Below are 12,053 nucleotides of genomic sequence, written 5' to 3' on the forward strand. Positions count from 1 at the left end.
AATCTGGTAGAGTGATCATACCAGCATGTAAGGTGACGATCGGGGCGGCCCGTCGTCTGAACATCAGGAGCAGATTGATGACAACGATTGCGCTATTGGGTGCCGGCGGCAAAATGGGCTACCGCCTGTCGACCAATTTTCGCGGCTCGCCCTATACAATCCGCCATGTCGAAATCAGCGAGGCGGGCAAGGAGCGCCTGAAGACCGGGCTCGGCATCGACACGGTCGGCGTCGATGAAGCGCTCAAGGGTGCCGACGTGGTAATCCTGGCGGTTCCCGACACGCATATCGGCAAGGTCGCGGCCGGCATCGAGAGCAAACTCGTCCCGGGAACGATGGTGATCGTGCTCGACGCGGCAGCGCCTTTTGCCGGCCACCTGCCGAAGCGCTCCGACCTCACCTATTTCGTCACCCATCCCTGCCATCCGCCGATCTTCAACGACGAAACCGACATGGCGGCCAAGAAGGACTTTTTCGGCGGCGTCAAGGCCAAGCAGCATTTCGTCAGCGCCCTGATGCAAGGTCCGGAGCAGGACTATGCCAAGGGCGAGGAGATCGCTCGGATCATCTGGGCGCCGGTGATGCGCTCACATCGCGTGACCGTTGAGCAAATGGCGCTACTGGAGCCTGGTCTGTCGGAGACGGTATGCGCTTCGCTGCTCGTCGTTATGAAAGAAGCCGTCGACGAGGTGGTGGCGCGTGGCGTCGACAGGCAGGCGGCGCTCGACTTCCTGCTTGGCCACATGAACGTGCTCGGCGCCGTCATCTTCGGTGAAACCAAGGGTGTGTTCTCGGACGCCTGCAACAAGGCTATCGAATTCGGCAAGCCGGTGCTCATGCGCGACGATTGGAAGCGGGTCTTTGAACCGGAAGAGATCGCAGCCAGCATCCAGCGCATAACCTAGCGCGAAGTCACTGGTTAGGTACAGATCACCTGAATTAGTGGTTGACTCATTATACCAGTTGGCCTTAGCTGCCTTGGCTCGGATTTTTGGGAAATCCGACGGAGGAGTGATGGGCGGCGAGGAGAGCAGCGAAACAAGGTTCGGATGAAAGCCGGCAAAGGCCTTTCAAAATCCGAGCGGCGCGGGCCCGCATAGCCTAACGAATTCAGACGCAGACAATCGCCTCGGCCGTCCGGGGCAGGTTTCAACGGGAGGACTTCATGAAACTCAATCGCAGAATGACGCTTGCGGCTTTCGCCGGCGTGCTCGCACTTGGCACCGCGCTGCCTGCCTATGCGGCGGACCTGATTGCCATCATCACGCCTTCGCACGACAATCCGTTCTTCAAGGCTGAAGCAGTCGGCGCCGAGGCCAAGGCCAAGGAGCTCGGCTACGACACGCTGGTGCTGGTGCATGACGACGATGCCAACAAGCAATCGGAGCTGATCGACACGGCGATCGGTCGCGGCGCCAAGGCGATCATCCTCGACAATGCCGGCGCCGACGCCACTGTCGCGGCCGTGCAGAAGGCCAAGGACGCCGGCGTCCCATCCTTCCTCATCGACCGCGAGATCAACGCCACGGGCGTCGCCGTGGCGCAGATCGTCTCCAACAACTACCAGGGTGCCCAGCTCGGCGCGCAGGAATTCGTCAAGCTGATGGGCGAGAAGGGCAACTATGTCGAGCTGGTGGGCAAGGAATCCGACACCAATGCCGGCATCCGCTCCAAGGGCTATCACGACGTGATCGACGACTATCCGGATCTGAAGAAGGTCGCGCAGCAGTCGGCCAACTGGAGCCAGACGGAGGCCTATTCCAAGATGGAGTCCATCCTGCAGGCCAACCCGGACATCAAGGGCGTGATCTCCGGCAACGACACGATGGCGATGGGCGCCTATGCGGCCCTTGCCGCCGCCGGCCGCAAGGACGTCATCGTTGTCGGCTTCGACGGATCGAATGATGTGCGCGATTCCATCACGTCAGGCGGTATCAAGGCGACGGTGCTGCAGCCGGCCTACGCCCAGGCGCAGATGGCCGTCGAGCAGGCCAGCGACTTCATCAAGAACAAGAAGTCGCCGGAGAAGGAAAAGCAGCTGATGGACTGCGTGCTGATCAACGGCGACAATGCTCCCAAGCTGGAGACCTTCGCGCTCAAGAACTGAGCTGGCGCGATAGAAGCTGCGAGGGGCGAACGCGTTCGTCCCTCGCCTCCATTTTCACTGTCCGGGTGCCTTTCGAACGCCATGCCGAACAAGTTGACCTGGCTCACCCTTGGGCTGACCGTTGCCGCACTCGCTGGTCTCAGCCTCAGCGCCTGCAAGATCCTGCCCACACCGTCGGCACAAGGCGGCGATAGCGCCAACAGCACGGCCTTCAATCCCGACAAGATGGTCGAGGACATCTGGGTCTCGAAGGTCATTCCCTATTTGCAGCAGAAGGCAGGACCGTTCGCAGAGGTCCATGCGCTGGCCAAGACCGATCAAGCCGCCGCCGGCGCCAGGTACGGCAATGCGAAGAAGCAGGCGAATTCGCCATGGACTTTCGCGGTGCGCGTCGAAGGCAGGATCGTCGCCGCCAACACGCAATCTCGCGCGGCGACCATCGATGTCGACGTTGATGGCGACGGCAAGGCGGATGCGCGCGTGCAGATCGGGCCGGCGATGCGCGGCACCGCCATTCGCGACAGCCTCGACTTCGTGCAGTTCAACGACTTCACCAACCAGATCGACTTCGCCCAGTTCGGCAAGGCCTTCAACGCCTATGCCGACAAGACCGTGCTGTCCAAGCTGCCGCGCGACACGCTTGAGGGCCGTACCGCGAAGGTACTCGGCGCCTACACGATCGAAGGCGGCCAGGACCTGCCGCTGGTGACGCCGGCGGAGGCCGAGATCGGACCGAAGTCATGAATTCCGGTCACGACGTCATCCTCAAGCTGGAAGACATCTCCAAGGTCTATGCCGGCACCGTGGCGGTCAAGCACGCCGACTTCGAGGTGCGCAAGGGCGCCGTCAACGTGCTGGTCGGCGAGAACGGCGCCGGCAAGTCGACGCTGATGAAGATCATCGCCGGCGTTGAACGGCCAACCGCCGGCCGCATCCTGCTCGACGGCAACGAGGTTTCGTTCTCGTCCTCGGGAGATGCAGTCGGCCGCGGCATCGGCATGGTGTTCCAGGAGCTGAACCTGTTCGGCAACCTCTCGGTCGCCGAGAATATCTTCGCCACCCGCGAGTTGACCAACGCCCTCCGCAAGATTGACCACAAGGCGCAGGAGCACCGCGCTGCCGAGTTCCTCGAACAGCTCGAAGCCGGCATCCGGCCGGACATGCTGGTCGAGGATCTGCGCATCGGCCAGCAGCAGCTTGTCGAGATCGCCAAGGCGGTCTCGCTCGACGCGCGCGTCCTGATCATGGACGAGCCGACCTCGGCGCTGAGCGCGGCCGAGGTCGAGATCCTGTTCAAGGTGATCGCCGATCTCAAGGCGCGCGGCGTGGCCATCGTCTACATCTCGCACCGGCTGGAAGAGCTTATCCGCATCGGCGACTACATCACCGTACTGCGCGACGGCCGCATCACTGGTCAGGAGGAGATGAAGAACGTCGACACGCAATGGATCGTGCGGCAGATGATTGGCTCTGACGCCAAGGATTTCGCCAAGGCCGATGGTCATCAGCCGGGCGAGGAGATCTTCCGCGCCGAGGAGATCTGCCTGCCGCGCGTCACCGGCGGCTTGGCGGTCGACCATGTCTCCCTCTCGGTGGGCGCCGGCGAGATCCTCGGCATTTATGGCCTGATGGGCGCCGGGCGCAGCGAACTGTTCGACTGCATCATGGGCCGTCACGGCCAGGCCAGCGGTAGGATCTTCATCGATGGAAAGCCGGTCAAGGAGCGCGACACGACGCGGCGCATCCGGCGCGGCCTGGCGCTGATCCCGGAAGATCGTCAGCGCGAGGGCCTGGTGTCTATCCTGTCCGTCGCCAGCAACCTGACCTTGGCCAGCCTGTCGCGCTTCGTCAGCCTGTTCCACATTCGCGGCGGCGCCGAGAAGCAGGCTGTCACGCAGATGGTGCGCGAGCTGGTGATCAAGGTCGCCGACCCGGTGCAGGAGGTGTCCTCGCTGTCCGGAGGCAACCAGCAGAAGGTTGTAATCGGCAAGGCGCTGCTCACCGGACCGAAAGTGCTTTTGATGGACGAGCCCAGCCGCGGCATCGATGTCGGCGCCAAAGCCGATGTCTTCCGCACGATGCGCAAGCTTTCGCGCGACGGCCTGGGAATCCTCTTCGCCACTTCGGACCTCGACGAGGTGATGGCGTTGTCCGACCGCATCGCGGTGATGAGCAACGGAAAATTGACGGGAATGTTCAACCGCGCCGAGGCGACGGAAGCGGCGATCATTGCCGCGTCGGCGCTTGGCCATGGCCCCAGCCCGAATACGGAGAACAACGCCCATGACTGACGTTTCGGCCAGGGCGCCCGACTCCTCCGCATCCGGCGGCTCGGTGCTGCTGACGCTGATGAAGCTGCGGACCTTCATCGCGCTGATCGCTGTGCTGGTGGTCTTCTCGATCGCGGCGCCGAATTTTCTCTCGGCCGCCAATCTGATCCTGATGGCCAAGCACGTTGCGCTCAACGCCTTCCTCGCCATGGGGATGACCTTCGTCATCATCACCGGCGGCATCGACCTGTCGGTCGGCTCGATCGTCGGCCTATGCGGCATGGTTGCCGGCTACCTCGTGCTCAACGGCATAGACCTGCAGGTCGGCTACACGGTGTACTTCAACGTTGTCGAAATCGCATTCATCACGCTCGCGGTCGGCATCGTGATCGGTGCCGTCAACGGGCTACTGATCACCAGGCTCAATGTTGCGCCCTTCATCGCCACGCTCGGCACGCTCTATGTCGCGCGCGGCCTGGCGCTGCTGTCATCGGACGGCCGCACCTTCCCCAACCTCGTCGGCAAGCCGGAACTCGGCACCACCGGCTTCGGCTATCTCGGCGCCGGCAAGTTGCTCGGCCTGCCTGTCTCGATCTGGATCCTGGTCGTGGTCGCGCTGGGCGCGGCCTATCTCGCAAGGTTTACGCCGCTCGGCCGCCACATCTTCGCGGTTGGCGGCAACGAGCGCGCGGCGCGGATCTCGGGCGTGCGGGTCAATATGGTGAAGATGTTCGTCTACATGTTCTCCGGCTTCTGCGCCGCGATCGTCGGGCTCATCATCTCGTCTGAACTGATGGCATCGCACCCCGCGACTGGGGAGAGTTTCGAGCTCAACGCCATTGCGGCCGCCGTGCTCGGAGGCACCTCGATGTCGGGCGGACGCGGCACGATCGGCGGCACCATCGTCGGCGCCTTCGTCATCGGCATCCTTTCCGATGGGCTGGTGATGATGGGCGTCAGCTCGTTCTGGCAGATGGTGATTAAGGGTCTCGTCATTATCGTCGCCGTCGTTGTGGACCAGGCGCAGCGCCGGCTGCAGAGCCGTGTGACATTGATGCAGATGGCGAAGGTGGGTTGAGCATGGCGAAGTTGAGTGGAGCGCTGATCGGCTGCGGCTTCTTCGCCGTCAATCAGATGCATGGCTGGCGCGACATAGACGGCGCCTCGATCGTCGCCATCTGCGATCGCGACCCCGAGCGACTACGGATCGTCGGCGACCAGTTCGGCATCGAGCGGCGCTATGGCGATGCGGCCGCGATGTTTGCCGGCGAGACGCTCGACTTCGTTGACATCGCCACCACTGTCGGCAGCCATCGGCCGCTGGTCGAGATGGCTGCGGCCAACCGCGTGCCCGTGATCTGTCAGAAGCCGTTTGCTCCGTCGCTGGCCGACGCGAAGGCCATGGTGAAAGTCTGCGCGGATGCCGGCGTGCCGCTGATGGTGCACGAGAACTTCCGCTGGCAGTCGCCGATCCAGGCGGTGCGCGCGGTTGTCGACAGCGGTGAGATCGGCAGGCCGTTCTTCGGGCGCATCTCGTTTCGCTCGGCCTATGATGTGTTTTCCGGTCAGCCCTATCTGGCGACGGGCAAGCGCTTCATCATCGAGGATCTCGGCATCCACATCCTCGACATCGCACGCTTCCTGCTTGGCGACGTATTGAGCCTTACCGCACGCACCCTGCGCGTCAATTCAGCCATCGCCGGCGAGGACGTGGCGACGATGTTGATAGATCATGAGGGCGGCGCAACCTCCGTAGTCGATTGCAGCTATGCGACGAAGCTTGCCACCGAGCCGTTCCCGGAGACACTGATCGAGCTTGACGGGACGGACGGCACGATCCGCCTGGCGCAGGGCTACCGCCTCACGGTCACCGGCAGGAGCGGCACCAGCGTCACCGACGTCTCGCCGCCGCTGCTCTCTTGGGCATCACGGCCATGGCACAACATCCAGGGAAGCGTCGCGGCGATCCAGAAGCACTGGGTGGACTGCCTTGCCGCTGGCAAGGAACCCGCCACCTCCGGCGCCGATAACCTCAAGACATTCGCACTGGTCGAGGCCGCCTATGCCGGTGCGGCCAGCTGGCAACCGATACGAATCAACGAGCTGCTCAAATGACCGCTGATCCGTTCCTGCTCTACGGCACGCACGCGGTCGAAACCGAGCCTGTCAGGCTCAGAGCAGGACTGCTTAGCGCCGATTTCGTCAACGGCAATCTGCGCACCATTCGCCACGCCGGCACCGAGGTGCTGCGCGCCATCGCCTATATCGTGCGCGACCGTGACTGGGGCACTTATGAACCGGCGCTGGCGGATCTGGCCATCGAACAGAAGGACGACCATTTCTCGGTGCGCTATTCGGCAAGCTGCGAGGGGCCGGACGGAAGCAGGCTTGGCTTCCAAGCCGCGATCGACGGCCATGCGAATGGCCGGCTCAGCTTCGATGTGACCGCCCTGCCCCAAAGCGATTTCGAAACCAACCGTTGCGGCTTCTGCATCCTGCATCCGATCGCCGGCCTCGCCGGCAGCCCGGTGAAGGTCGAGCACACCGACGGCACCATCGTGGATACCAAGCTGCCGCTGCTGATTGACCCCTGGCAACCTTTCAAGGACATGCGCGCCATCACTCATCAGGTGCGGCCGGGCGTTAGCGCCGAATGCCTGATGGAAGGCGACATTTTCGAGATGGAAGACCAGCGTAACTGGTCGGATGCCTCCTACAAGACCTATGTGCGGCCGCTCGCTCTGCCATGGCCCTATGTGCTGCCGGCCGGCCAGCCGATGCGACAGACGATCAGCCTGCGCATCACCGGCGGCTCCAAGGAGACCGCCAAGGCAATCGGCGCCGAGCCGGTCCGCATCGAACCAGGCGAGACCGGCGCGAAGCTGCCCGATGTCGGTGTGGTCATTTATCCGGAAGATGTCGAGGCGGCATTGGGCAACCTTCCGCTACTCAAGAAGCTTGGTCCACAGCAGCTCCTCCTCCATTACGATCCGACACGCGGCCACGGCCGGGACGCCTTGCAGGCTCATGCCAGGCTCGCCGCCGCATACCCGGCCTCCACAACGCTCGAATGCGTGGTCGCCTGCGCCGGTGATCTCGAAGCGGAACTCTCCGGTGTCGCCGACATGGTGCGCCGGGCGGGCCTGCGGCTCGATGCCGTCGCGGTCTCGCCGTCTGTCGACCGGCAGTCGACGCCGCCCGGCAGCATTTGGCCAGCCTGCCCGCCGTTGGAGGAGGTCTATGCAGCGGCGCGACGCGCCTTTCGGGACCTCCGTCTCGGCGGCGGCATGTTCAGCTATTTCACCGAGCTTAACCGCAAGCGCGTTCCCGCCGGCGCGCTCGATTTCATCACCCATTGCACCTGCCCGATCGTGCATGCGGCGGACGACCTCAGCGTCATGCAATCGCTGGAGGCGCTGCCTTTCATCACCCAGTCGACACGGGCGATCTATGGGGCGAAGCCTTATCGCATCGGCCCGTCGACGATCGCCATGCGGCAGAACCCTTATGGCGGCGCCACCAAGGACAATCCAGACGGACAGCGCATCGCCATGGCCGATCGCGATCCGCGCCACAACGGCCTGTTCGCCGCCGCTTGGACGATCGGCTACGCCGCTCGTATCGCGCCGGCTAGGTTGGAGATGCTGACGCTCTCCGGCTTCACCGGGCCATTCGGCGTGCTGGCTACAACCGGCGAGCCCGCCGAGGAGGGAACACCGCGGCCGATCTTCCACGTGTTGCAGGGCCTTGCCGCACTGGCCGGTCATTTGCAAATTGAGATGCGGGTGAGCGACGATCGCGTGGCGGTTCTGGCGGGCCGTTCACCAGCCGGCGGCATCACGGCCTGGCTGGCGAACATCACATCGGATCATGTGACCGTCGACACCTCGGCGCTCGCTGGCGGAGCGGCCGGCCCGGTTACGATCTGGGATGGAGCGGGAGCGCGCCGGCTTGCCTCAGGCGCGGTTTCGGGGCGCCTGGCAATGACCGCCTATGCCGTAGCCAGGATCGGCTGAAGCTACTTCTCGGAGTTCATCACGTAGAGGGCGCGCGAGCGCTCGAGATGCTTGATCATCGCCTTCTCGGCGCCCTCGGCATCCTTCTTCTCGATGCGGCTGATGATCTCCTCGTGCTCGGTCAGCGTGAACTTTTCCTTGCCGGTCCAGATCAGCATTTCCGTATGGTATTCCTTCAGCCAGCCGAGCATCGCCTCGCTGACGGCGACATAGATCGGATTGCCGGAGATCGCCGCGATCTGGGTGTGAAGCTTCATGTCGGCGGAGATGAAGGCCTCGGCATCGCCGCGCGCGCCACGTTGCTCGGCGACGGTTGCCCTGAGCCGCTGAACGTCCCCGGGCGTGGCCTTCTCCGCCGCTTCCCTGACCATGCCGCGCTCGAAGAAGATGCGCGCGCTCTTTAGATGCTCCAGCGTGTCTTTCGACGACGACAGGATGATCTTGGCCGCGCCATCGACCTGCTTGATGATCGATTTGGCGGTGAGCTGCAGCACCTTCGCGCGCTCGCCATGCGATATGGCGACCAAGCCCATATTGCTCAGCGCCTGCATCGCTTCACGAATCGCCGGCCGGCCGACCTCGAAGCGCTCCATCAGTTCGCGCTCGGACGGCATGTCGTCGCCCGGCTGCAATTCACCGCTGGTGATCAACCGCTTCAGCCTGGCAAAGACTTCGTCGGAAAGCTTGCGTCGGACGATCGGTTCCGAACGGTTCATCGCCGCGAATCACTCCCTTGGCCCTGCTTCCAATCTAGCACCGTGACCGCAATTTCCGGAATGCCCATCGTCCCTTGGCGCCGCGTCAGGCAGGATATTGCTTGCAATGCTTATGTACTCATTATACCAGATTTTGAACTCAGGGAATTGTTTTCCTGGCATTTCGACTGGATATTGCCGGCCATGATCACCCTCACTTATCGCATCGAAACCTCGGGGAGCATCGAGGGATTGGCGGCTAAGATCGCTAGCGATCAGTCGACCGGCACCTTCGTCGCGCTGCCGGGTGAAACCGAGGAGTTGAAGGCGCGCGTGGCCGCGCGCGTGCTGGCGATCCGGCATCTGCCGGATGCGGCGCAACCTTCCATTCCCGACGCCGGCAGCGGTCCCTTCAAGCGGGCCGACGTCGACATCGCCTTTCCCTTCGACGCGATCGGCACCGATCTCGCGGCACTGATGACGATTGCGATCGGCGGCACCTATTCGATCAGGGGCCTGTCCGGTATCCGGGTTATCGACATGAAGCTGCCGGAAGAATTCAGGGGCGCTCATCCGGGCCCGCAATTCGGCGTCTGCGGCAGCCGCAGGCTGACCGGCGTCGAGGGCCGGCCGATCATCGGCACCATCGTCAAGCCGGCGCTTGGTTTGAGGCCGCATGAGACGGCTGAAATGGTGGGCGAGCTGATCGGGGCCGGCGTCGACTTCATCAAGGACGACGAGAAGCTGATGAGCCCGGCCTATTCGCCGCTGCCGGGACGGGTGAAGGCGATCATGCCGTTGATCCTCGACCATGAGCAGAAGACCGGCAAGAAGGTGATGTATGCCTTTGGCATCTCGCATGCCGATCCGGACCAGATGATGCGCAATCACGATCTGGTGCTAGAGGCCGGCGGCAATTGCGCGGTGGTCAACATCAACTCCATCGGCTTCGGCGGCATGGCCTTCCTCAGGAAGCGTTCCGGGTTGGTGCTGCATGCGCATCGCAACGGCTGGGACATCCTGACCCGCCACCCCGGCCTAGGCATGGATTTCAAGGTCTGGCAGCAGTTCTGGCGGCTGTTGGGCGTCGATCAGTTCCAGATCAATGGCATCGGCTCGAAATATTGGGAGCCGGATGACTCCTTCATCCGCTCTTTCGAGGCGGTGGCGACGCCGATGTTTTCGCCGGAGGATTGCGCGCTGCCTGTGGCCTGCTCCGGCCAATGGGGTGGGCAGGCGCCGGAAACCTATCGACGCACAGGGCGCACGGTCGATCTGCTTTACCTCTGCGGCGGCGGCATCGTCAGCCATCCGGACGGGCCGGGAGCCGGCGTGCGCGCCGTGCTGCAGGCCTGGCAGGCAGCGGTCGAGGGCATTCCGCTGACGGAATTTGCCAAAGCCCATGTGGAACTGGCGCGCTCGATCGAAAAATTCGCCGATGGCAAGGCTGCCTGAGCATGCAGAACTTGCTTCTCAGCTACTATGGCGACGACCTTACCGGCTCAACCGATGTCATGGAGGCGCTGGAACTCGGCGGGGTTCCGACCGTGCTTTTCACGCGTGAGCCACGCGCCGGATTGATGGCGCGTTTTGCGCATTGCCGCGCCGTCGGCCTTGCCGGCACCAGCCGAAGCGAGTCCCCGCAATGGATGGACACGCATCTGAAAGACGCTTTTGCGTGGCTGAAAACGCTACAAGCCGAGCTGTGCCATTACAAAGTCTGCTCGACTTTCGATTCCAGTCCCACCACTGGGAGCATTGGCCGCGCTATCGAGATCGGCCGGACGGTGTTTGAGCAGGACTGGGTGCCGCTGGTAGTCGGCGCACCGCAGCTCAAGCGCTACACAGCGTTCGGTCATCTCTTTGCGGCGTATCGCGATAAATATTACCGGATCGACCGCCATCCGGTGATGAGCCGCCATCCGGCAACGCCGATGGACGAATCCGACCTTCTGGTTCACCTGTCGCGGCAGACGAAGCTTGCATCGGGGCTGCTCGACCTCGCCACGCTGCAATCGCCGTCTCGATCGGAGGCCCTCGACCGCCTTCTGCGGGATTGCAACATCGTGCTCGTCGATGTCGACAGCCGCCAAACACAAGCGCTCGCCGGCAGGGAAATATGGCGCACCCGTACGCCGGGCGGGCATTTCGTCGTCGGCTCCTCCGGCATCGAATATGCGCTGCTTTGCGAATGGGCTGGTGATACCGCTCCGGGCGGCGGAATTTTCCGGCCCCCGGGTGCAGCCGACCGCATCGCGGTGGTGTCGGGAAGTTGCTCGCCGACGACGGAGCGACAGATCCGCCATGCGATGAGCGACGGGTTCGACGGCATTGAGGTCGACCCCGTCGAGCTGGTTTCGGAGCATTCCGAGAAGGCGCTGGCGCGCGCGACCGCAGCCGGCAAGGCCAGCCTCGAGGCGGGGCGCAGCGTGATCCTCTACACGGCGCTTGGCCCCGCCGCCGACCGCGGTGCCGAGATCGATCGCCAAGCGGGTGCTCGTCACAAGCTCGGCCGCGGTCTCGGCGAACTCCTGCGCGCGTTGACCGTCGACCAGGAGCTGAAGCGCGTGATTATCGCCGGCGGCGATACGTCGAGCCACGCGCTCGGACAAATGGGCGTTGACGCGCTGACGGTAAGAATGCCGCTACCGGCTTCGCCCGGCTCGCCCCTTTGCGTGGCCCATTCGAGCATCCCCGCCATTGACGGATTGGAGGTCGCGCTGAAGGGCGGGCAGGTCGGTACCGATGGCTATTTCTCAGCCATCCGCGACGGCCTCGGCGCTTGACAGTGCTATGCCGCAATCACGCACATTCGGCTCGCTGTCGCCAGGGAACTGACCAGTGACCCAGGCGCCTCAGGTCTGGATTGGGACCAGCTGGAAAATGAACATTGCGGCCACTTCGGACTATGCCGACGCCCGCCAGGCGGAGATCGTCGCGGTAGCCGAGGACGTGCTCGGGCGAC

General features: G+C 63.5%; 10 protein-coding genes. 9 read left to right on the forward strand and 1 reads right to left on the reverse strand.

Features of this window, described 5'->3' with window-relative positions; all coding sequences use genetic code 11:
- Positions 1-77: 77 nt before the first annotated feature.
- From FJW06_RS23275 to FJW06_RS23305, 7 genes are all read left to right on the forward strand, one after another.
- Positions 78-905 carry a phosphogluconate dehydrogenase C-terminal domain-containing protein gene (locus tag FJW06_RS23275; protein ID WP_140754881.1) on the forward strand — a complete coding sequence of 276 codons (828 nt, stop codon included), beginning with the start codon at positions 78-80 and terminating at the stop codon, positions 903-905.
- 260 nt (positions 906-1,165) lie between these two features.
- Entirely contained in the window at positions 1,166-2,107 is a 942-nt protein-coding gene (locus FJW06_RS23280) for a D-ribose ABC transporter substrate-binding protein (RefSeq protein WP_140754883.1), read from the forward strand.
- 81 nt (positions 2,108-2,188) lie between these two features.
- The gene (locus FJW06_RS23285; protein WP_140754885.1) at positions 2,189-2,851 is read left to right on the forward strand and encodes a DUF2291 family protein; all 663 of its coding nucleotides are present in this window, start codon (positions 2,189-2,191) and stop codon (positions 2,849-2,851) included.
- On the forward strand, positions 2,848-4,398 hold the full coding sequence (locus FJW06_RS23290; RefSeq protein WP_140754887.1) for a sugar ABC transporter ATP-binding protein: 1,551 nt from the start codon (positions 2,848-2,850) through the stop codon (positions 4,396-4,398). The genes FJW06_RS23285 and FJW06_RS23290 overlap by 4 nt, the downstream gene beginning before the upstream one ends.
- Entirely contained in the window at positions 4,391-5,455 is a 1,065-nt protein-coding gene (locus tag FJW06_RS23295) for an ABC transporter permease (RefSeq protein ID WP_140754889.1), read from the forward strand. The genes FJW06_RS23290 and FJW06_RS23295 overlap by 8 nt, the downstream gene beginning before the upstream one ends.
- Positions 5,456-5,457: 2 nt before the next feature.
- Positions 5,458-6,492: a Gfo/Idh/MocA family oxidoreductase gene (locus tag FJW06_RS23300; protein WP_140754891.1), complete on the forward strand. Its 1,035-nt coding sequence runs from the start codon at positions 5,458-5,460 to the stop codon at positions 6,490-6,492.
- Positions 6,489-8,393, forward strand: a complete 1,905-nt coding sequence (locus FJW06_RS23305; RefSeq protein WP_140754893.1) for a hypothetical protein — start codon at positions 6,489-6,491, stop codon at positions 8,391-8,393. Before FJW06_RS23300 ends, FJW06_RS23305 begins: the two co-directional genes overlap by 4 nt.
- A gap of 2 nt (positions 8,394-8,395) precedes the next feature.
- Here FJW06_RS23305 and FJW06_RS23310 read toward each other — a convergent pair whose 3' ends face one another.
- Entirely contained in the window at positions 8,396-9,109 is a 714-nt protein-coding gene (locus FJW06_RS23310; RefSeq protein ID WP_140754895.1) for a transcriptional regulator NanR, read from the reverse strand.
- Positions 9,110-9,292: 183 nt separating this feature from the next.
- Here FJW06_RS23310 and oiaX point away from each other — a divergent pair, with 183 nt between their 5' ends.
- Positions 9,293-10,543, forward strand: coding sequence for a 3-oxo-isoapionate-4-phosphate decarboxylase OiaX (gene oiaX / locus FJW06_RS23315; RefSeq protein ID WP_140754897.1), 1,251 nt, complete (start codon positions 9,293-9,295; stop codon positions 10,541-10,543).
- A 2-nt stretch (positions 10,544-10,545) separates the two neighbouring features.
- Positions 10,546-11,874, forward strand: coding sequence for a four-carbon acid sugar kinase family protein (locus FJW06_RS23320; protein ID WP_140754899.1), 1,329 nt, complete (start codon positions 10,546-10,548; stop codon positions 11,872-11,874).
- The last annotated feature ends 179 nt before the right edge of the window (positions 11,875-12,053 follow it).

Origin of the sequence: Mesorhizobium sp. B4-1-3 (assembly GCF_006439355.1) — a bacterium.
GTDB lineage: Bacteria > Pseudomonadota > Alphaproteobacteria > Rhizobiales > Rhizobiaceae > Mesorhizobium.